This window comes from Cellulomonas sp. B6 (assembly GCF_001462455.1).
GTDB lineage: Bacteria > Actinomycetota > Actinomycetes > Actinomycetales > Cellulomonadaceae > Cellulomonas.
This window is the reverse complement of record NZ_LNTD01000054.1, coordinates 1-20,246: the sequence shown is the minus strand read 5'-3', so window position 1 is coordinate 20,246 and position 20,246 is coordinate 1. Positions and strand designations below refer to the sequence as shown.

17 protein-coding genes and 1 riboswitch are annotated in these 20,246 nt (G+C 75.6%); of the genes, 15 read left to right on the top strand and 2 right to left on the bottom strand.

Translation table 11 applies throughout. From position 1 onward, the window contains the following. The first annotated feature begins 27 nt into the window (after positions 1-27). From ATM99_RS04115 to ATM99_RS04095, 5 genes are all read left to right on the top strand, one after another. Positions 28-1,038 (top strand): S9 family peptidase, encoded by a 1,011-nt coding sequence (locus ATM99_RS04115; RefSeq protein WP_062101663.1) that lies wholly within the window; start codon positions 28-30, stop codon positions 1,036-1,038. A gap of 121 nt (positions 1,039-1,159) precedes the next feature. Beyond that, positions 1,160-1,855 (top strand): RNA polymerase sigma factor, encoded by a 696-nt coding sequence (locus ATM99_RS04110; protein ID WP_082659248.1) that lies wholly within the window; start codon positions 1,160-1,162, stop codon positions 1,853-1,855. Beyond that, on the top strand, positions 1,852-2,832 hold the full coding sequence (locus ATM99_RS04105) for a hypothetical protein (protein WP_062101662.1): 981 nt from the start codon (positions 1,852-1,854) through the stop codon (positions 2,830-2,832). Before ATM99_RS04110 ends, ATM99_RS04105 begins: the two co-directional genes overlap by 4 nt. 86 nt (positions 2,833-2,918) lie before the next feature. Further along, positions 2,919-4,679, top strand: coding sequence for a hypothetical protein (locus ATM99_RS04100; RefSeq protein WP_150118108.1), 1,761 nt, complete (start codon positions 2,919-2,921; stop codon positions 4,677-4,679). Continuing rightward, a complete protein-coding gene (locus ATM99_RS04095) occupies positions 4,672-5,190 on the top strand; it encodes a hypothetical protein (RefSeq protein WP_062101660.1) in 519 nt (172 codons plus the stop codon). Before ATM99_RS04100 ends, ATM99_RS04095 begins: the two co-directional genes overlap by 8 nt. Before the next feature lie 13 nt (positions 5,191-5,203). Here ATM99_RS04095 and ATM99_RS04090 read toward each other — a convergent pair whose 3' ends face one another. Next, positions 5,204-7,462 carry a (Fe-S)-binding protein gene (locus ATM99_RS04090; RefSeq protein ID WP_062101659.1) on the bottom strand — a complete coding sequence of 753 codons (2,259 nt, stop codon included), beginning with the start codon at positions 7,460-7,462 and terminating at the stop codon, positions 5,204-5,206. Positions 7,463-7,881: 419 nt separating this feature from the next. Here ATM99_RS04090 and ATM99_RS04085 point away from each other — a divergent pair, with 419 nt between their 5' ends. From ATM99_RS04085 to mnhG, 6 genes are read left to right on the top strand one after another with little or no spacing between them, the layout of a single operon-like run. Beyond that, entirely contained in the window at positions 7,882-11,013 is a 3,132-nt protein-coding gene (locus tag ATM99_RS04085; RefSeq protein ID WP_062101658.1) for a Na+/H+ antiporter subunit A, read from the top strand. 11 nt (positions 11,014-11,024) lie between these two features. After that, complete coding sequence (locus ATM99_RS04080; RefSeq protein ID WP_062101670.1) at positions 11,025-11,576, top strand: Na(+)/H(+) antiporter subunit C; 552 nt, start codon at positions 11,025-11,027, stop codon at positions 11,574-11,576. After that, a complete protein-coding gene (locus ATM99_RS04075; protein WP_062101657.1) occupies positions 11,573-13,150 on the top strand; it encodes a Na+/H+ antiporter subunit D in 1,578 nt (525 codons plus the stop codon). Before ATM99_RS04080 ends, ATM99_RS04075 begins: the two co-directional genes overlap by 4 nt. Then, positions 13,147-13,722 carry a Na+/H+ antiporter subunit E gene (locus tag ATM99_RS04070; protein WP_062101656.1) on the top strand — a complete coding sequence of 192 codons (576 nt, stop codon included), beginning with the start codon at positions 13,147-13,149 and terminating at the stop codon, positions 13,720-13,722. The genes ATM99_RS04075 and ATM99_RS04070 overlap by 4 nt, the downstream gene beginning before the upstream one ends. Then, positions 13,719-14,255: a monovalent cation/H+ antiporter complex subunit F gene (locus ATM99_RS04065; protein WP_062101655.1), complete on the top strand. Its 537-nt coding sequence runs from the start codon at positions 13,719-13,721 to the stop codon at positions 14,253-14,255. Before ATM99_RS04070 ends, ATM99_RS04065 begins: the two co-directional genes overlap by 4 nt. After that, positions 14,252-14,638, top strand: coding sequence for a monovalent cation/H(+) antiporter subunit G (gene mnhG, locus ATM99_RS04060; protein ID WP_062101654.1), 387 nt, complete (start codon positions 14,252-14,254; stop codon positions 14,636-14,638). The genes ATM99_RS04065 and mnhG overlap by 4 nt, the downstream gene beginning before the upstream one ends. 35 nt (positions 14,639-14,673) lie before the next feature. On the opposite strand, the gene ATM99_RS04055 is transcribed toward mnhG, so the two are convergent. Next, positions 14,674-14,943 carry a DUF4235 domain-containing protein gene (locus ATM99_RS04055; protein ID WP_062101653.1) on the bottom strand — a complete coding sequence of 90 codons (270 nt, stop codon included), beginning with the start codon at positions 14,941-14,943 and terminating at the stop codon, positions 14,674-14,676. A 128-nt stretch (positions 14,944-15,071) separates the two neighbouring features. Next, a riboswitch (TPP riboswitch) is annotated at positions 15,072-15,192 on the top strand. Between the two features lie 72 nt (positions 15,193-15,264). On the opposite strand from ATM99_RS04055, the gene ATM99_RS04050 reads away from it, so the two are divergent. The 4 genes from ATM99_RS04050 to ATM99_RS04035 all read left to right on the top strand — a co-directional run bounded on the left by ATM99_RS04050 (position 15,265) and on the right by ATM99_RS04035 (position 20,102). Next, on the top strand, positions 15,265-16,353 hold the full coding sequence (locus ATM99_RS04050; protein ID WP_062101652.1) for a thiamine ABC transporter substrate binding subunit: 1,089 nt from the start codon (positions 15,265-15,267) through the stop codon (positions 16,351-16,353). 16 nt (positions 16,354-16,369) lie between these two features. Beyond that, the gene (locus ATM99_RS04045) at positions 16,370-18,088 is read left to right on the top strand and encodes an iron ABC transporter permease (RefSeq protein WP_062101651.1); all 1,719 of its coding nucleotides are present in this window, start codon (positions 16,370-16,372) and stop codon (positions 18,086-18,088) included. Further along, a complete protein-coding gene (locus tag ATM99_RS04040) occupies positions 18,082-19,275 on the top strand; it encodes an ABC transporter ATP-binding protein (RefSeq protein WP_062101650.1) in 1,194 nt (397 codons plus the stop codon). Before ATM99_RS04045 ends, ATM99_RS04040 begins: the two co-directional genes overlap by 7 nt. A 68-nt stretch (positions 19,276-19,343) precedes the next feature. Beyond that, positions 19,344-20,102, top strand: a complete 759-nt coding sequence (locus ATM99_RS04035; protein WP_046529842.1) for an SRPBCC domain-containing protein — start codon at positions 19,344-19,346, stop codon at positions 20,100-20,102. Positions 20,103-20,246 lie beyond the last annotated feature (144 nt).

Sequence of the window (20,246 nt, the reverse complement as noted above, 5' to 3'; positions counted from 1 at the left end):
CCTCAACATATCGCCTAAGGTACGACCGTGCGAAAGACGATAGTTCAGGTTCTCGTGGTCCTGACCGTGCTCGCGGTCGGCCTCGGCGTCGTGACCGTCGCCGGCAACGACTTCCGCTTCACGCGACGTGAGGTCGCCTTCGGCGGGCCGCAGGGATCCCTCGCGGGCGTCCTGACCGAACCCCGCGGCGGCGACGCACGCGGCCTGGTCGTCATGGTCCACGGCGACGGGCCCGTCGAGGCGACGCAGGACGGCCTGTACTCGCCCTGGTTCGAGGCGGCGGCCGACGCCGGGTTCGCGACCCTCTCGTGGAGCAAGCCCGGGGTCGGCGGGTCCGTAGGCGACTGGCTCGACCAGTCGATGGCCGACCGCGCGGCCGAGGTCGAGGCCGCCCTCGACTGGGCGCACGCGCAGGACGACGTCCCGACCGGCACGGTCGTGCTGTGGGCCGCGAGCCAGGGCGGCTGGGTGTTCCCGCGCGTGGTCGCCGACCGCGACGACGTCGCCGGCGTGGTCGCGGTCGGGACGGCCGTGAGCTGGCTGCGGCAGGGCCGTTTCCACCTGCTCGCCGGGCTCGACGATCAGGGCGCCGACGACGACGAGCGGGCGCGGGCCGTCGCCGAGAGCGACCGCGTCCGGGACCTGCTGGAGCGCGGCGCGTCGTACGACGAGTACGCCGCCACCACCCCCGAGGTCGACCGCATGACCCGCGACCGCTGGGGCTTCGTGCTGCGCAACGTGCACGCCGACGCGACCGAGGACCTGCGCGCGATGGCCCCGCGCGGCGTCGCCGTGCACCTCATGGCCGGCGAGCACGACCGCAACGTCGACGTCGCCGAGACCGAGCGCGTCTACCGCGACCTGCTGGGCGACCACGTGACGGTGTCGACCTTCGACGCCGTGCACTCCCTCGCGCGCCCCGTGGTCGAGGACGTCGACGTGGTCGGTGCCCTCACCGCCGTGGTGCGGCCGCGCGCGCTGCTCGCGTCCGGCGTGCTCGACGACTACCGCGCGACCCTGCGGTCGATCGGCGGCTGACCGGGAGCCGACGGGCGGACCGGCTCGGCCCCGGCCCGCCCGTCGCCCGGACGCACCTGCAACGCACGTCCCGGTCCCGGACACGTGGGGGGTGACAGACTCCCGCCACCGGAGGAGGACCGTGCCGTCACCACCCGCGCCACCGCCCGCGTCACCACCCGCGTCGCCACCCGCGACGCCGTCAGCACCGGCCCCCGACGACGACCGGCGCGCCCGGTTCACCGCGCTGTTCGACCGGGTGCACGCGCCGCTGCTCGCGTACGCGGTGCGGCGCGTCGCCGACCCGGCGGACGCCGCCGACGTCGTCGCCGAGACGTTCCTCGTCGCGTGGCGGCGCCTCGACGACGTGCCCGCGGGCGACGCGGCGCGGCCGTGGCTGTTCGGCGTCGCGCGGCGCGTGCTCGCCAACCACTACCGGGGCGAGCGACGTCGGCTCGCGCTCGCGGACCGGCTGCGCGAGCAGCTCACCGACGTCGTCGTGGCGCCCGAGCCCGTCGACCCGGCGCTGCTGCAGGCGATGGACCGGCTGCCGCCCGACGACCGCGAGCTGCTGCGCCTGGTCGCGTGGGAGGAGCTCGCGCGCGACGAGATCGCGCTCGTGCTCGGCGTGCCCCGCGCGACCGTGCGCGTGCGGCTGCACCGCGCGCGCCGTCGTCTGATCGCGCAGCTCGCGGCGCTCGAGGACCCCGACCCGCCGCCCGCCTCGGCACCCGCCCCGCCACCTGCACGGGAGGCACCCGTGCAACGCACCGCAGGACCCGGACACGTCAGCAGCGGATGGGCGAGCGCCCGTCCCGGACCCGAGGAGGCGAGATGACCGACGACCTGGTGCGTCGCCTGCGGGCGGCCGACCCGGCCGCACGCGCCGCCCTGCCCGCCACGGGCGACGACGCGATGCGGGAGGCGATCATGACGACGACGGACGAGCGGACGGCGCCGGCGCGGGTGCGGACGGCGCGGGCGCGCCGCTGGCGGCGGGGAGGGATCGCGGCCGGGCTGTCCGTGGCGCTCCTGGGCGGGGGCGCCGCGGTGGCGGCGTACCAGGGCTGGTACGTGTCGAGCGGTGACTCGTCCCGCACGGTCGTCGCCGACGGCGTTCTGTGCACGGCCGACTGGTCCACGTGGGACGACGACGGCGGCGCCACGTCGGGTCCTCTCCTCACGGGCGATCCGGTGCTGGACTGCCAGCGCTACCAGCACGAGAGCGGCCGGGCCGCCATCGCGGACCCCGCGGCGTTCTGGACGGGCCCGGGCGGCGAGGCCTTGTGGGTGGCGCCCGCTGACCAGGTGCCGGCCGACGCACGGGTGCAGGACGACTGGTCGGAGCAGATCGCGCTCCGGGAGCTCGTCGCGTCCGTCAACGACTGGGTCGACGGCCTGCAGGCGTCCTGCACCCCCGTCGACGCCGCCGTTCCCGTCGTGACGGAGGTCGCTCACCGGCTCGGCCTCGACGACTGGTCCGTCCTGCCCGCACCCGACCAGGCGGCAGGGGGGTGCGCGTCGGTGGTGACCGGGGTCGCGACGCGGGAGATCTGGGTCGTCGCCACCCCGCGGTCCGCCTGGGGCAGCTGGGTGCCGGCCGAGCCGGTCGTCTCGCTGCGGGACGGTCTGCGCGCCGGCGTCGCCGAGACCTGCGTCGACCTCGACGCGGCGACCGCGGTGGCGGTCGACGCGCTCGGGGGTGAGCACCACTGGCCGGTGACGTCGATCGAGGACCCGACGGCCACGTGCACGCGCGTCGACCTGGAGGTGGGCGGCAGCATCCTCGTCACGTTGCGCGGTCCGCGCGGCTGACGTCCCGCGTGGGGGAACGGGATGCCGTTCCCCCACGCGGCCCGCCGCGTGCCCGCTACGCTCGCGGCCGACCGTGAGGGGTGCGCATGAGTGACAGTCCGTTCGGCAGCTGGGTGCAGGAGTCGGACGCGAGCCAGTCCCGGCGGATCCGGGAGCTGACGAGCGACCTGGGGCACATGCGCTCGCGGCTCAGCCAGGCGAGCTCGCAGACGTCGGCGCTGCGCAGCGACCTCGCGTCGCTGCGCGGGTCGATCGAGGTGCGGCTCGCGCGCCTGACCGCGGCGTTCGACGCGTTCGTCGAGCTCAGCTCGCTGCGCGACCAGCTCGCGCTCGTCGCGGGCCCGGCGCTGGTGCGGCAGGCGACGCGTGCGCGGCTCGTCGCCCTCGGCTCCGCGCCCGGCGGCGGCCCCGTGCTGGACGTCGCGGAGGTGCCCGAGGCCGCGGGCTACTGGCTCGCCGACGCGGTGGGTGCGTTGTCCGGCGACCCCGAGACGGAGGCCGCCGCGGCCGAGCGGGCGGCGCGCGTGGACCGGACGCGCACCGCCACGTTCCTCACGCTCGCGGGTGCGGTGTGCGGGCGCACCCCGCTCGTGGACCGCTGGGTCGGCGACGCCCTCGGCGGTCTCGACGCGACCCGGCCCGTGACGCGCGCGCAGCGGGCGCTGTGGGTGGCCGCGGTCGAGGGACACCTGGGGGAGACCGCGGCGCGTGCCGTGCGCGACCGGCTCGGCGAGGCGGTCGCGGCCGTGCCGCCGACGCTCGCGCAGGAGACGGTCGACCGCTGGGAGCTCGCGCTGCGCCGCGTCGGCGGCTCGCGCGACGGGGAGGCGGACGCGCCCGCGCTCCCGCAGGCGCGGCGAGCCGCGGCGTCGCTCGCGTGGCTCCGTGACCTCGTCGGGCGCGGTGCACCACCCGTCGGCGGGGACGACATCGGGGGTGCGGACGGCGCCGAGCCGGCAAGCACCCCCGCCTCCGCGCCCCACCCGGTCGACGATGACGTGCAGTCCGGCGCCGACGTGCCCTCCGACGACCCCATGCCTTCCGACGACCCCGTGCTGGCCGAGCTCGTCGACGTCCTGCGGGCGCTCGTCGACGAGGGGGCCGAGCAGGAGCGTGCGCTCACCACGCGCGTCGCGGAGCTGGAGGCGGTCGTCGCGGGCAAGGACGCGCCGGGGCCCGCGTGGGACGCGCCCGTGGACGACGTGCTCACGCTGCTGGGCGACGACGCGCTCGAGCGCGGGGACGCGGTGGGCGCCGCCGCGCGCGAGGCGTGCGGCGCGTGGCTCGTCGCCGTCGCCGACGCGTACCTCGCCGAGGCGGAGGTCGAGCCGCCGACGTCGCTCGAGGTCACCGCGATGGGCGTCGTCCTGCGCGCCCGCCCCGACGGCCCGGTCGAGGGCGTCGAGACGGCGCTCGCGAAGGCACGCGCGCCGCAGCACCCGCGCACGCAGCAGGAGACGCTGCTGACCGGCGGTGCTGCCGCCGCGGCGGTGCTGCTGTGGGTCGTGTGGGGCGTGGACGCGTCCGGTGCGCGTGGGCTCTACCTGTGCCTGGCGCTCGCCCTCTCGGTCGTGGCCGGCGCGCTCGTGGTGCGGCGGGTGCGGCGCACGCGTGACGACGCCGCACGCGTGGTCCGCGGCGTCGACTTCGTGCAGCGCGAGGCCACCCGCGTGCAGGACCGGCTCGTCGCGGTGCGCGAGGGTCTGGTCGCGTGCCGCGACGACGCGCGCGAGCACCACGCCGCCGTGATGGCCTGGTACCGCCCGTGGACGGCTTCGGCACCGTGGACGTCGGTGCCGCCGGCGGGTGCCGCGCCCACGACCGAGGACGGCCCCGCGGGTGCCTGAGCCCCGCCCCGCGCCCCGCGTGCCGGACCCGTCGCCCGGCGCGTGGTCCAGCCAAGGGCTGCTGCACCGCGCGACGTCGCGCCGTGCGACTGCCGGGGCGGCGCTCGTGCTGCTCGTCGCCTGGCTCGTCGGCGAGGCGCAGGCGTTCCTCACGTACAACCGGCTCATGGTGGGGACGGCGTACCGCGACACGACGCCCCTGTCGCGTGCGCTGCTCGCGCTCGGCCTGCTGCTGGCCGTGGTCGTCACCGTGCAGGGACTGGCCGCGCGACGTCACGCAGGGGCCTGGCGCGACGCGGCGCCACCTGCGCTGCCGACGGCGCTGGCCGCGTGCGTCGTCGGGTACGGCGTCGCCGTCACGCAGTGGTACCTGGTGATCCACCAGGCGTCGACCGCCCCCGAGACGTTCCGGCGGGACCCGACGCCGCTGGAGCCCCTGCTCCTCACCGCGGCGCTCGTGCTGGCCGCCGCCGTCGCACTCAGGAGCGTGCGGGCCCGCGCGCGGGGTTGACGGTCCGTGCCGGTCAGCTGCGGTCGAGCCGGTCGCGCAGCAGGACGGCGATGTCGGCGACCTCGGGCACGCCGACCGCCGGCCGCGGGTCGGCGTCGGGTCCCGCGGGCGCGCGCGTCCCGGTGCCGGCGGCGCCGTCGGGCGCGGCAGGAGCCGACGTGTCGCCCGCCGCGCGCGCGTGCGCCGCGACGCCGTCGCCCAGCATGACCGTGCAGAACGGGCACGCGGTCGCGATGGTCGACGCGCCGGTCGCGACGGCCTCGGCGGCGCGGACCGTGCCGATGCGCTCGCCGATCGTCTCCTCCATCCACATGCGCGCGCCGCCCGCGCCGCAGCAGAACGACGTCTCGCGGTTGCGCGGCATCTCGGCGACGGTGACGCCCGCGGCGGCGAGCAGCTCGCGCGGGGGCTCGTACACCTGGTTGTGCCGGCCCAGGTAGCAGGGGTCGTGGTAGGTCACGGTCGCGCCGTCGGCGTCCTCGCCGGTGCCGGGCGCGAACCGCAGGCGGCCCTCGCCGACCAGGCGGTCGAGCAGCTGCGTGTGGTGCACGACCTCGAACCGGCCGCCCATCGCGGGGTACTCGCGCGACAGCGTGTTGAAGCAGTGCGCGCACGTCACGACGACGCGCGTCGCACCCGCCTCGGTGAGGGTCTCGACGTTCTGCGCCGCGAGCATCTGGTAGAGCGCCTCGTTGCCCGCGCGCCGGGCCGGGTCGCCCGTGCAGGTCTCGCCGTCGCCCAGCACCGCGAACGTCGTGCCCGCGGCGTGCAGCAGCTCGGCGACCGCGCGCGTCGTGCGCTTGGCGCGGTCCTCGAACGCGCCCGCGCAGCCCACCCAGAACAGCCAGTCGACGTCGGCCGCGGACTCGACGTCCACGCCGACGACCGGCACGTCGAACTCCAGGCCCTTGGCCCAGTCGAGGCGCTGCCGCGCGGGCAGGCCCCACGGGTTGCCGCGGCGCTCGAGCTTGGTGAACGTGCCGCCCAGCTCGGCGGGGAACGCCGACTCCATGAGGGTCTGGTAGCGCCGGATGTCGACGATCGTGTCGACGTGCTCGATGTCGACCGGGCACTGCTGCACGCACGCGCCGCACATGGTGCACGCCCACAGCGCGTCGGCGTCGATCACGCCCGAGCCGACCAGGTCGACGCCCAGGTGCGGGTCGGCCCGCGCCTCGTCCGACGCGCCCGCCGCGCGCGCGGCCCGCACGTACGGCGCGGTCGCGGCCGCGTGGTCGCGCAGCGCGAGGGTGAGGAGCTTGGGGCTCAGCGGCTTGCCGGTCGCCCACGCGGGGCACTGCTCCTGGCAGCGGCCGCACTCGGTGCACGTCGCGACGTCGAGCAGGCCCTTCCACGGCAGGTCCTCGACCGCGCCGACGCCCAGGCGCAGGTCCTCGGGCAGGTCGTCGACGGCCGTGAGGTCGAGGGGTTCGCCCGCGGCGTCGCGCAGCGGCACGAGCGGGCCGAGCGCGGGGGCGCCGTCGGGCTCGCGCCGCGCGTAGACGTTGACGATCGCGAGGAACCGGTGCCACGCGACGCCCATCGTCGGCTGCAGCCCGACGACGACGAACCACGACATCGACACGAGGATCTTCACGAGCGCGACGACGACGACCGCGGTCTCGAGCGTCGCGGGCGCGGCGCCGGTCCACGCGCCGCCGAACCACGCGGTGAACGGGAAGTGTGCCGCGGTCGCCCACGCCTCGCCGTCCTGCACGCCCAGCGCGTACTCGAGCCCGCGCAGCACCAGCACCGCGACGACGACCAGCAGGACCGTCGCCTCGACGACGTACGCCCACACCTGGTTCGACCCGAAGAACCGCGAGCGCCGCCGCTCGCCCTCGGCCTGCGACGCGCGCGGGCGCGTCCGCTGCCGCACCACCACGAGGTGCACGATCCCGACGAGCCCGAGCCACGCGAACGCCTCGACGGCCCACTCCAGCGGCGCCCAGTGCGCCAGCAGCGGCAGGCCGTACCGCGGGTCGAGCAGCTGGCCGTAGCCGGTGGCCAGCGTGATCACCAGCACCGGGAACGACACCATGACGACCCAGTGCGCGGCGCGCACGAACGGCCGGTGCCGGAACCGCTCGTGCCCCAGCACCTCGCGCGCGAGCGTGCCCAGCCGTGCGCCGACGGGCGACCAGCGCCCCGGCAGCGGCCGGCCGATCCGCACCGTGCGCACGATGACGACGACACCCCGCACGAACACGCCGACGCCGACGACCGTCGCCACCGCCGCCAGCACCGCCGCGACCACCCGGACCCCGTTCACGCCCGTCAACCTATCCGCCCGCGCCCGGCGTGCCCCGGGCCGTCCGCCCCCGCGTCACCGGACCCCGCGCGGCACCTCCCGTCCCGGATGCCGGACAGGACGGGCGCGCGTCCCGCCCATGTCGGGCGCAAGGGGACGCCGTGGCGTGACGCCCCTCACGTCGCGGGGGCTGACCCCGGGCCGCGAACTCATCCGTTGGTAGGATTTCCTCGTCCCCCCGCACCCGACGTGACGGCCTCTGACCTGCACCGACCACCGGTCCGTGTGCAGGGACGATCTCCGCCGCGGCGGTCGCACCTTCCCACTTCCGGGTCATCCGGTCGTCGTCCGCGGCGTCGGGCGGCCCCCGTGCGCCATCGTCGACGCGCGGTCAGAAACCGACCGACCGACCACCCGCCCCCGACAGGACGGAGCCGGACGTGCTGCTGCTGCTGACGGTCCACCTCGCAGCGGCCCTCGTCGCGCCCGTGCTCTTCCACTGGTGGGGCCGGCGCGCGTTCTGGGCCCTGGCCCTCGCCCCCGCGTCCGCCGCGGTGTGGGCGCTGACCTGGACCGGCGAGGTGCAGGCCGGCAAAGGCCCCGTCCAGGTGGTCGAGTGGATCCCGTCGCTCGGTCTGGACCTGAGCTTCCGCCTCGACACGCTGTCGTGGCTCATGACGATCGTCGTCGGGGGCGTCGGCGCGCTCGTCCTCGTCTACTGCGCGGCCTACTTCTCGCCCACGGCGTCCGGGCTCGGGCGTTTCGGCGCCGTGTTCACGGCGTTCGCGGGGTCCATGCTCGGCCTGGTCACGGCCGACGACATGCTCCTGATGTTCGTGTTCTGGGAGCTCACGACGGTCACGTCGTACCTGCTCATCGGCCACTACGCCGACCGCAAGGCCAGCCGTCGCGCCGCCATGCAGGCCATCATCGTCACGACCGCGGGTGGCCTGGCGATGCTCGTCGGCGTCGTGATCCTCGGTCACGCCGCGGGCACGTACTCGATGTCGGCGCTCATGGCCGACCCGCCCCCGGCGTCGGCCGCCGTGGTCGCCGCGGTGGTGTGCCTGCTCGCGGGCGCCGCGACCAAGTCCGCGCTCATCCCGTTCCACTTCTGGCTGCCCGCCGCGATGGCCGCGCCGACCCCCGTCAGCGCGTACCTGCACGCGGCGGCGATGGTCAAAGCGGGTGTCTACCTGGTCGCCCGGTTCGCGCCCGCGTACTCCGAGCTGCCCGCGTGGCGCTGGACCGTCGTCGTGCTCGGCGCCGGGACGCTGCTGCTGGGCGGGTACCGCGCGCTGCGTCAGCACGACCTCAAGCTCGTGCTCGCGTTCGGCACCGTCAGCCAGCTCGGCCTGATCATCCTGCTCGTCGGCCTCGGCACGCAGGCCACCGCGCTCGCGGGCCTCGCGATGCTCGGTGCGCACGCGATGTTCAAGGCCGCGCTGTTCACGGTCGTCGGCACGGTCGACGTCGCGTGCGGCACGCGTGACCTGCGGCGCCTGTCGGGCGTCGGGAAGGCGCTGCCGTGGACCGCGCTCGCGGGCGGCCTCGCGACCGCGTCGATGATCGGCCTGCCGCCGTTCGCCGGGTACGTCGCCAAGGAGGCCGGGCTCGAGGCGCTCGCGCACCTCGAGGACGGCGCGCTCGGCGGGGTCGTGCTCGCGTCGGTCGTCGTCGGCTCGGCGCTCACCGTCGCGTACGGCCTGCGCTTCTGGTGGGGCGCGTTCGCGACCAAGCCGGCGCTGGTGCCGCAGAGCGCGACGCAGGACGCCCAGGGCGTCGCGACCACGACGTCGCTCGCCGCCGGCGGCGAGGAGTCGGTCGAGCCGGCACCCGTCACGCGGCCGTCGTTCCTGCTGACGGCGCCCGCGCTCGTGCTGTCGTTCCTGGGGCTCGCGGTCGCGCTATTGCCGCAGCTCGGCGAGCACCTGCTCGAGCCGTACGCCGCGACCTACCCGGCGGGTGAGCCCGGCCACCTGCTGCTGTGGGGCGGGTTCGGGCTCGTGCTGTGGCTCACGGTCGGCGTCCTGGCCGTCGGCGGGCTGCTGTTCCTCGCGCGCGACAAGGTCGAGCGCTGGCAGGCGCGCGTGCCGCACGTCCTCGAGGCCGACCTCACGTACCGGCGCTCGATGCGCAAGCTCGACGACCTCGCGGCCGACGTCACCGCCGTCACGCAGCGCGGCTCGCTGCCGCTGTACCTCGGCATCATCCTCACCACGTGGGTGCTCGCGGTCGGCACCGCGCTCGTGCGCGGGACCTCGTTCCCCGCCGAGGTGCGGCCCTGGGACTACGCCGCGCAGGTCGTGTTCGCCGCCGGCACGATCGTCGCCGCGATCCTCGTCGCTCGCGCCCGCCGCCGACTCAAGGCCGTGATCCTCGCGGGCATCAGCGGGTACGCGACCGCGGGCATGTTCCTGCTCTACGGCGCGCCCGACCTCGCGGTCACGCAGGTGCTCGTCGAGACCATCACCCTCGTCGTCTTCGTCCTCGTGCTGCGTCGCCTGCCCCCGTACTTCTCCGACCGGCCGCTCGCCGCGTCGCGCTGGGTGCGTCTCGCGGTCGGCCTCGCGGTGGGTCTCGTCGTCGCGGGCGTCGCGCTCGTCGCGCCGTCGGCCCGCGTGCACGCACCCGTCTCGGCGGACTTCGCGACCGAGGCGTACGAGTTCGGCGGCGGCAAGAACATCGTCAACGTCACGCTCGTCGACATCCGCGCGTGGGACACCATGGGCGAGATCTCGGTGCTGCTCGTGGCCGCCACGGGCGTCGCGTCGCTCGTGTTCCTCTCGGCGCGCGGCGGTCGCATCTTCCGCGAGCGCGAGGCGCCCGCCGACCGCGCGGTGTGGGGCGGCACGGCCGACCCGATGGCCGCGCTGCGCCGCCCCGGCGACTCGGTGACGATCACGCCGCAGGGCAGCAGCGTCGGCACCAACGCCGCCGGTGCCGCGCGCGTCGGCTCGCGCGCCCGCGAGTGGCTGCGCGCCGGTCGCACCCTCGCGCCGCAGCGCCGCTCGGTCATCTTCGAGGTCGTCGTGCGGCTGCTGTTCCACACGATGATCGTCTACTCGGCGTTCCTGCTGTTCAGCGGCCACAACCAGCCCGGCGGCGGTTTCGCCGCGGGCCTGGTGACGGGTATCGCGCTGGCCGTGCGGTACCTCGCGGGCGGGCGCTACGAGCTCGGCGAGGCCGCACCCGTGCAGCCCGGCGTGCTGCTCGGCACGGGCCTGTTCCTGTCCGCCGGCGCGGGCCTCGCGGCGTTCCTCGTCGGCGGGTCCGTGCTGGAGTCCTGGATCCTGCACTTCCAGCTGCCGATCTGGGGTGACGTCAAGTTCGTCACGAGCCTGTTCTTCGACGTCGGGGTGTACCTCGTGGTCGTCGGCCTCGTGCTCGACATCCTGCGCAGCCTCGGCGCCGAGATCGACCGGCGTGCCGAGTCCGGCGAGGACGACGTCGCGGACGACGCGGTCGGGGGCGACGACCAGCTCGCGCTCGCGCGCGGCCGCACCGCCGCCGTCCAGGCGTCCGCCGTGCCGCGAGACCTGGGCGGCGACGCCGAGGGGGTGGTCCCGTGACCGACGTCGTCATGAGCCCCAACATCGTGTTCGTCGTGACCATCGCGGCGCTGTTCACCGTGGGCACGTACCTCGTGCTCGAGCGCAGCCTCACGCGCATCCTGCTCGGCATCGTCCTGCTGGGGAACGGCACGAATCTGCTGATCCTCGTGGCCGGCGGGGCCGCGGGCGCACCCCCGCTGATCGGCGTGCAGTCCGACCGGCCCATGAGCGACCCGCTGCCGCAGGCGCTGATCCTCACGGCCATCGTCATCACGCTCGGACTGACCGCCTTCCTGCTGGCCATGGCCTACCGCTCGTGGCAGCTGCACCGCCACGACGAGGTGCAGGACGACGTCGAGGACCGCCGCATCGTGCGCCTCGCCGCGATCGACGAGCGCGCGTTCGAGGACGACGACACCGAGTCGGGCGGCGAGACGCTCGACGAGGAGGCCGCGACCACGCGCGACGAGATGGACGAGGGCCTCGCCTTCGAGGACGTGCACGCCGAACCCGTGCCGGACGACCCGGGCCGCGCCGCGCGCCCGAGCACGACCACGACCGACGGGGAGGAGGGCCGATGACCGACTGGAGCTGGCTCGTCCCGCTGCCCGTCGTGCTGCCGCTGTCGGGCGCGGGACTGACCCTCGCGCTCTACCGCCGACCGCGCGTGCAGCGCGTCGTGTCGCTCGTGACCCTGACGCTCGTCGCCGTGGTCGCGGCCGCGCTGCTCGTGCTCGCCGACGCCGGGCCCGTGGTCGTCGAGATCGGGGACTGGGCGGCGCCCGTCGGCATCAACCTCGTCGCCGACCGGCTGTCGGCGCTCATGCTGACCGTGTCGTCGGTCGTGATCCTGTGCGTGCTGGTCTACTCGCTGGCCCAGGGCCGCGAGGACGGCGAGCGCTTCGCGCCGATCTCGATCTTCCACCCCACCTACCTCGTGCTGTCGGCGGGCGTCGCGAACGCGTTCCTCTCGGGCGACCTGTTCAACATCTACGTCGGGTTCGAGATCCTGCTCGCGGCGTCGTACGTGCTCATCACGCTGTCCGGCACGACCGAGCGCATCCGCGCGGGCACGATCTACGTGGTCGTCGCGATCCTGTCCTCGATCCTGTTCCTCGTCGCCATCGCCGGCATCTACGCCGCGACCGGCACCGTGAACCTCGCGCAGCTCGCGCTGCGCCTGCCCGAGATCGACCCCGGCGTGCGGCTCGTGCTGCAGTCCATGCTGCTGCTCGCGTTCGGCATCAAGGCGGCCGTGTTCCCGCTGTCCGCGTGGCTGCCGGACTCCTACCCGACCGCGCCCGCACCCGTCACCGCGGTGTTCGCGGGCCTGCTCACCAAGGTCGGCGTCTACGCGATCATCCGCACGCAGACCCTGCTGTTCCCCGGCGGCCAGCTCGACGACGTGCTCATGTGGGTGGCCCTGGCGACCATGCTCGTCGGCATCCTCGGCGCGGTCGCGCAGGACGACGTCAAACGACTCCTGTCGTTCACGCTCGTCAGCCACATCGGGTACATGGTGTTCGGCGTCGCGCTGGGCTCCCAGCACGGGTGGACCGCGGCGATCTACTACGTCGCGCACCACATCACCGTGCAGACCGCGCTGTTCCTCGTCGTCGGCCTCGTCGAACGCTTCGGCGGGACGACGTCGCTCGACCGGCTCGGCGGGCTGGCGAAGATGGCCCCGGTGCTCGCGGTCCTGTTCTTCGTGCCCGCGATGAACCTCGGCGGCATCCCGCCGTTCTCCGGGTTCCTCGGCAAGGTCGGGCTGCTCGAGGCCGGCGTCGAGCTCGGCACGCCGCTCGCGTACGCGCTCGTCGTCGGGTCCGTCGTGACGTCGCTGCTCACGCTGTACGCGCTCATCAAGGCGTGGAACAAGGCGTTCTGGCAGACGCCGCCCGAGCCGCTGCCCGCGCACCGCGTGCCGCTGCTCATGGTCGTGCCCACCGCCGCGCTCGTCGTCGTGAGCCTCGCGCTCACCGTCTTCGCCGGCCCGCTGTACGGCTACACCGAGCGCGCCGCGCAGACCCTGTCCGACCGCACGTACGTCCAGGCCGTGCTGCCGGACGGGCAGCGCGGCGAGGGCGAGTCGCAGCGCGCCGCCGACGAGGACGTGGAGGCCGGCACGGCCCCGCAGGACGGGGGTGAGGGATGAGCCTGCACCCGCGCCGCACGGGCTGGCGCTTCCAGTGGGTCACGATCCTGTGGCTGACCGCCGTGTGGGTCCTGCTGTGGGGCGACGTCACGTGGGGCAACGTCGTCAACGGCGCGCTGCTCGGCGTGCTCGTCACGACGGGCCTGCGCATGACGCCCGTCGACTTCCACGGCCGCGTGCACCCCGCCGCGCTCGCCGTGCTCCTCGGGCGGTTCGCGCTCGACCTGGTCCGTGCGTCGTTCGAGGTCAGCCTCGTCGCGCTGCGTCCCCGGTACACGCCGCGCGGCGCCGTGATCTGCGTGCAGCTGCGCAGCCACTCCGACCTGTACCTCACGCTCACGGCCGAGCTCGTGTCCCTCGTGCCCGGCTCGATCATCGTCGAGGCGCACCGGCTCACCGGCCGGCTGTACGTCCACGTGCTCGACGTCGAGACCAGCGGCGGCATCGAGAAGGCCCGGCAGAACGTCCTCGACCAGGAGGCCCGCGTGCTGCGTGCGCTCGGATCCGACGCCGAGCTCGCCGAGGCGGGCCTGAGCCGCGGTCGCCGCGCGCGGGAGGTGGCCGCCCGATGAGCGTGTTCGACGTCGTCGTCCTGGTGTGCGCCGCGCTGCTCACCGTCGGCGCGACCCTCGCCGTGATCCGCGCCGAGCGCGGCCCGTCGATGCTCGACCGGACCATCGCGCTCGACATCGTCGTCACCACCGTGATCGCGGGCGTCGCGCTCTACGCCGCGGTGTTCCGCCGCGCGGACGTCGTGCCGCTGCTCGTCGTGCTGTCGCTCGTCGGGTTCGTCGGGTCGGTGACCGTCGCGCGGTTCGCCGCCGTCGAGCCCGAGGGCGAGGGACGGGTGCGCACGCGCGAGGAGGTCGCCGCCGAGGAGGCCGAGAAGCGCCGCCTCGAGCAGGAGGAGCTGGCCGAGCGCCGCGCGCGCCGCCGCGCCGCCCTCGAGGCCGCGCGGGACGCGCCGCCGGTGGAGGGTCCCGGTGCGGACGGCGGGACCCCCGAGCCCGCGACGGAGCCCGTGCCCGAGAGCGCGACCGACACCGTCGAGGACGAGCCCGACCCCGAGCACCACGGCGGACCGGCGGACGAGGAGACGCGATGACCCAGGACCAGTGGACCACCGTCGCCGACGTCGCCTCGGCCGTCTGCCTGCTGGGCGGCGCGTTCTTCGCGCTCGCGGCCGGCGTCGGCGCGGTGCGGTTCCCCGACCTGCTGTCGCGCATGCACGCCGCGACCAAGCCGCAGGTGCTCGGGCTCGTGCTCGTGCTCGTCGGCCTCGCGCTGCGGCTGCGCGAGGGCGGCGCGGTGTGGGCGCTCGTGCTCGTCGCGGTGTTCCAGATGCTCACCGCGCCCGTCGCGGCCCACATGGTCGGCCGTGCCGGGTTCCGCACCGGCAAGGTCCGGCAGGACCTGCTGGTCGTCGACGAGCTGTCGCGCGACCTCGCCGCGACCCGCCGCGCGGACGACGACGACCGCCCGGACTGACGGTCGTCGGTCGTCGGCCGGTCGTCCGTGCCTCGTCAGCGGGAGATGCGCCCCGCGAACTTCGCCGTGCCCCGGGTCGCGAGCACGCGCGACAGCGCGACGGCCGCACCCGTGATGACCGCCGCGAGCGCGACCTCGCTGAACTTCACGTCCTCCGCGGTGGAGTCGGCCTGCGGCGGCTTGTGACCCTTGGTCTTCTCCCACGCCTGGTCGATGACCTTCTGCACGACCCACGCGGCGGCCAGCGCCACGCCCGCACCGACGATCTTCGCGACCATCGACTGCTTCTGCTCGTCGTCCGACATGTGCGCCTCCTGTGCTCGTCCGCGTGCGCGGGCGACCGCCCCTGCGCGTGCCCTCGCCTGCACGGACGCTACCCGGCCCGGACCGCGGGCACAGTTCGGGGCGCCCACGTGGCGGGGCTAGGATCGTGCGCGAACGACAGGGGAGCGTCCGTCCCGCGTGCGGGGCGAGGACGCTGAGAGTGCGGACCACCGCAGACCCTCGAACCTGATCCGGGTGATACCGGCGTAGGGAGTCGGGCTTCTCTCCTCCCGCGGTCGTCTGCCCGCGTGCGGGCCGGCGGGCGCTGGACCCCTCCGACGACGACGGAGGAGCACCACCACATGACCACCCCCCGCGGCGCGCGCGCCGCCCTGGTCGCCACGACGGCGCTCGTGGCCCTCACCGGCTGCTCGGCCCTGGGCACGGGCGACGCCGCGACCCCCGACGCGACCGGCGGCACGTCCGGCCGCACCGTGACGCTCGTGACGCACGAGTCGTTCGGGCTGTCCGACGGGCTGCTGGAGAAGTTCGAGCAGGAGAGCGGGCTGACCGTCCAGGTCGTGCAGCAGGCCGACGCGGGCGCGCTCGTCAACCAGCTCGTGCTCACCAAGGACGCGCCGCTGGGCGACCTCGTGTACGGCATCGACAACGCGTTCGCGTCGCGTGCGCTCGACGAGGGCGTGGTCGTCCCTGCCGACGTCACGGCGCCCGCGGCGGCCGACGCGCAGAAGTACGCCGTCCCCGGCGACGACGACGGCGCGCTCACCGCGATCGACCTGTCCGACGTGTGCCTCAACGTCGACTCGACGTGGTTCGCCGACAAGGGCGTGACGCCGCCGACGACGCTCGAGTCGCTGCTCGACCCGGCGTACCGCGACCTGCTCGTCGTGCCGGACCCCGTGACGTCGTCGCCCGGGCTGGCGTTCCTGCTGGCGACCGTCGGGGCGTTCGGCGAGGACGGCTGGGCCGGCTACTGGGCGGGCCTGCGCGACAACGGCCTCAAGGTCGCCGACGGCTGGTCCGACGCGTACTACACGGACTTCTCCGGGGCCGGCGGCGACGGGCCGCGGCCGATCGTGCTGTCGTACGCGTCGTCGCCGCCCGTGACGGTCCCCGAGGGCGGCGACACGCCGCGCACCGCCGCGCTGCTCGACACGTGCTTCCGGCAGGTCGAGTACGCGGGCGTGCTCGCGGGCGCGAAGAACCCCGAGGGTGCCGCGCAGCTGCTCGACTTCCTGCTGTCCGACGACGTCCAGGCCGACATCCCCGGGTCGATGTACATGTACCCGGTGAGCTCGTCGGTCGACCTGCCCGACGACTGGGCGCGGTGGGCGCCGCTGGCCGAGAAGCCGTTCGAGGTCGCGCCCGCCGACATCGCGGAGCACCGCGAGGAGTGGCTCAGCACCTGGTCCGACACGGTCATCGGCTGACCGGGCGACCCACGACGTGACGACGACGCTCGCGCGCGGACCCGCCCCGACGGCCCCGGCCGCCGGGCGGGCCGCGCGCGTGCGCCCCGCCCTCGCGTGGGGCGCGGCCGTCGCCGTGCCCGTGCTGTTCCTCGGCGTGTTCTTCGTGCAGCCCGTCGCGGAGATCGTGGGCCGCGGGTTCGTCACCGACGGGCGGCTCGACCTCTCGGGGTTCGCCGAGGTGTTCGCGCGGCCCCGCACGTGGCGCGTCGTCGGGCAGACGCTCGCGCAGGCCGCGCTCGGCACGGCGGGCGCCGTGCTGCTGGGCGTGCCCGGCGCGTACGTGCTGTACCGGTGCCGGTTCCCGGGCCGCGGCGCGCTGCGCGCGTTCGTCACCGTGCCGTTCGTGCTGCCGACCGTCGTGGTCGGCGTGGCCTTCCGGTCGCTGCTCGTCGACGGCGGCCTGCTGGGCGGTCTCGGCCTCGACGGCACGGTCACCGCGATCGTGCTCGCGCTCGTGTTCTTCAACTACGCGGTCGTCGTGCGGACCGTCGGCGGCATGTGGGAGCGCCTCGACGAGCGCACCGAGCAGGCCGCACGCGCGCTCGGCGCGTCGCCGTGGCGTGTCCTGACCACCGTCACGCTGCCCGCGCTCGGCCCCGCGATCGCGTCCGCCGCGTCCCTCGTGTTCCTGTTCTGCGCGACCGCGTTCGGCACCGTGCTGGTGCTCGGCGGGCGCCGGTACGGCACGGTCGAGACCGAGATCTGGATCCAGACCACGCAGTTCCTCGACCTGCGCGCCGCGGCCGTGCTGTCGGTCGTGCAGCTCGTCGTCGTCGCGGCGGCCCTCACCGCGGCCGGGCGGGCGCGGGCCCGCACCGAGCGTGCGCTGAGCGTCGGCGGGCCCGCCGCGGCGCACCCCGTGCGGCTGCGTGAGCCGCTCGACGCCGCGGCCGTCGCCGTCACCGCCGTCGCGGTGCTCGGGCTGCTCGCGCTGCCGCTCGTCAACCTCGTCGTCCGGTCGCTGCGCACGCCGCGCGGCTGGGGCTTCGACAACTACGCCGCGCTCGCGGTCCCGCAGGACACGCTCGCGGTGAGCGCCTGGCACGCGGCCGGCACGTCGCTGCGCACGGCCACCGACGCGACCGTGATCGCGCTGGTCGTGGGAGGGCTCGTCGCGCTCGTGGTGTCGCGGCGCCCGCGGGGCACGGCCGCGCGGCGTGCCGTCGGCGGGCTCGACGCGCTGTTCATGCTGCCGCTGGGCGTGTCCGCCGTGACCGTCGGGTTCGGGTTCCTCGTCGCGATGGACGCACCGCTCGGCCTGCCCGTCGACCTGCGCACGTCGCCCGTGCTCGTCGCGGTCGCGCAGGCCGTCGTCGCCGTGCCGCTCGTCGTGCGGACCGTGCTGCCCGTGCTGCGCGCGATCGACCCGCGGCAGCGCGAGGTCGCCGCGACGCTCGGCGCCGCACCCGGGCGCGTGCTGCGGACCGTCGACCTCGCGGTCGCCGTGCGGGCCGTGGGCCTCGCGCTCGGGTTCGCGTTCGCGGCGTCGCTCGGAGAGTTCGGGGCCACGTCGTTCCTCGCGCGCCCGCAGGAGCCGACGCTGCCCGTCGTGATCTTCCGGCTGCTGGGACGCCCCGGCGCCGAGAACTACGGCGCGGCGCTCGCCGCGTCCGTGCTGCTGGCCGCGCTGACGGCGGGCATCGTGGCGGTGTGCGAGCGGCTGCGCCGCCCGGGGATCGGAGGTGCATGGTGAGCGACGGGCTGCAGGTCGCCGACGTCGTCGTGCGGTACCCGGGCGCGGACCGCGCCGCGGTCGACGGCGTCGACCTGGCCGTGCCGACCGGGGAGGTCGTCGCGCTGCTCGGCCCGTCCGGCTGCGGCAAGTCCTCGCTGCTGCGGGCCGTCGCGGGCCTCGAGCCGCTGGCCGGCGGCGACGTCGCGTGGGACGGCGTGCCGGTCACCGGCGTGCCCGTGCACCGCCGCGGGTTCGGGCTGCTGTTCCAGGACGGGCAGCTGTTCGCGCACCGCGACGTCGCGGGCAACGTCGCGTACGGGCTGCCCGCGGGCGTGCGCCGCGACCGGGCGGCGCGCACGGCGCGCGTCGCCGAGCTGCTCGACCTCGTCGGGCTGCCCGGCACGCAGCGGCGTGACGTCGCGACCCTGTCGGGCGGTGAGCGGCAGCGCGTCGCGCTCGCCCGTGCGCTCGCGCCCCGACCCCGGCTGCTGCTGCTCGACGAGCCGCTGTCCGCGCTCGACCGCGGCCTGCGCGAGCGGCTCGCGCTCGACCTGCGCGACGTGCTCGTGGCGACCGCGACCACGGCGCTGTTCGTCACGCACGACCAGGACGAGGCGTTCGCCGTCGCCGACCGCGTCGCCGTCATGGACGCCGGGCGCCTGCTGCAGGTCGCGTCGCCCGCCGACCTGTGGGCGCGGCCCGCGTCGCGGCGCGTCGCCGAGTTCCTCGGGTACGAGGCGTTCGTGCCCGTGCCCGCGGCGGGGGACGCCGCGCCGCCCGCCGTCGCCGCGCTCGTCGCGGCGGCGCGTGACGCCGGGGTCGCGCTGCTGCCCGCCGGGGGCGTGCTCGCGCTCGCGGCGGGTGCGTTCGTCGTCGTGCCGGGCGGCGAGGGCGTCGAGCGAGGGGGAGCCGACCACGCGGCCGGTGCCGCGGTCGACGGCTCGGGGTCCGGCGGCACGGTGCCCGGCGCAGCGTCCGGGTCCGCCGTCGGGGGGCCCGCCAGCGACGACCGACACCATGCCGGTGCCGCGGTCGACGGGCAGGTCGAGGTCGTGCGGTCGCGGCGGGGGCGCACCGAGGTCGTCGTCGAGGTCGCCGGCGTGGGCCGTGTGAGTGCGCTCGCACCCGCGGGCTGGACGTGCGCGGCGGGTGAACGCGTCGCCCTGCGGGTCGACGCCGCTGCGGTCGCGGGCCTGCCGGGCTAACGTCGCGGGTACGGGTCGTCGACGCCCCGTCGGACCCGCAGGCCGCCGTGGAACCGAGGTGAGCAGCCATGATGCTCGATCGTCGTGAGGTCGTCTCCGTGGACGTCGACGCACCCGCCGCCATCGTGTGGGCGCACCTGCGCGACCCCGACCTCATCGCGCGGTGGTTCGGCTGGGACTCCGACACGCTCGACGCCGAGATCCGGCAGATCTTCCGCGGGGCCGTGCACGAGCACGAGGAGCACGCCGACGGCGTCGCGACCCGGACGCTCGAGCTCGGGCACCACGACCGGATCGTCGTCACGACGCGCGACGACACGCCCCGCCGCTCGCACGTCGCGCTCACGCGCCGCAGCCACGCCGGGCTCGCCCCGTTCGACGGCGTGTTCGACGAGATCGACGAGGGCTGGACGCAGTTCCTCCAGCAGCTCGCGTTCGCGCTCGACGTGCACCTCGGGCAGGACCGCGTGACGCTCTCGGCGCACGGCCTGGACGCGGGCGACCGCAGCGACCCGCTGCTGTTCCGTGCCGGGCTGCACGGGATCCGCGGCCTGCCGGTCGGCGGGCACGTCGAGGTCGTGCGGCCCGACGGCTCCCGGCTCGGCGGGACGCTGCGCTACCGCGGCGAGCACCAGGTGGGCATCCACCTGCACGGCATCGCCGAGTCGCTGCTCGTGCTCGTGATGCGGCCCGCCGCCGCGCACCCGCCGCACGGCACGATCGACGCGACCCTGTCGACGTACGGCCTCGACGACGAGGTGCTCGCCGAGGCCCGCCGCCGGTGGGCCGGCTGGTGGGGCGCCCCGCAGCGCGCCGCCGTGCTCTGACCGGCTCGTCCGCAGCACGTGGCGCCCACTGGTCACTTCGGTGCACCCGGTGGTGACCACTGGTCACTTCGGGAGCGGATGTCCTGCCTGGGGTGCCCCGAAGTGACCAGTGGCGGTGCTGGGTGAGTCGCGCGTGGGTCGGGT

Excerpts from the sequence above, each read along its gene's own strand:
- ATM99_RS04105 (WP_062101662.1), top strand. The coding sequence starts at position 1,852 with ATGACCGACGACCTGGTGCGTCGCCTGCGGGCGGCCGACCCGGCCGCA.
- ATM99_RS04100 (WP_150118108.1), top strand. The coding sequence starts at position 2,919 with ATGAGTGACAGTCCGTTCGGCAGCTGGGTGCAGGAGTCGGACGCGAGC.
- ATM99_RS04080 (WP_062101670.1), top strand. The coding sequence starts at position 11,025 with ATGAGCCCCAACATCGTGTTCGTCGTGACCATCGCGGCGCTGTTCACC.
- ATM99_RS04075 (WP_062101657.1), top strand. The coding sequence starts at position 11,573 with ATGACCGACTGGAGCTGGCTCGTCCCGCTGCCCGTCGTGCTGCCGCTG.
- ATM99_RS04070 (WP_062101656.1), top strand. The coding sequence starts at position 13,147 with ATGAGCCTGCACCCGCGCCGCACGGGCTGGCGCTTCCAGTGGGTCACG.
- ATM99_RS04065 (WP_062101655.1), top strand. The coding sequence starts at position 13,719 with ATGAGCGTGTTCGACGTCGTCGTCCTGGTGTGCGCCGCGCTGCTCACC.
- mnhG (WP_062101654.1), top strand. The coding sequence starts at position 14,252 with ATGACCCAGGACCAGTGGACCACCGTCGCCGACGTCGCCTCGGCCGTC.
- ATM99_RS04055 (WP_062101653.1), bottom strand. The coding sequence starts at position 14,943 with ATGTCGGACGACGAGCAGAAGCAGTCGATGGTCGCGAAGATCGTCGGT.
- ATM99_RS04050 (WP_062101652.1), top strand. The coding sequence starts at position 15,265 with ATGACCACCCCCCGCGGCGCGCGCGCCGCCCTGGTCGCCACGACGGCG.
- ATM99_RS04040 (WP_062101650.1), top strand. The coding sequence starts at position 18,082 with ATGGTGAGCGACGGGCTGCAGGTCGCCGACGTCGTCGTGCGGTACCCG.
- ATM99_RS04035 (WP_046529842.1), top strand. The coding sequence starts at position 19,344 with ATGATGCTCGATCGTCGTGAGGTCGTCTCCGTGGACGTCGACGCACCC.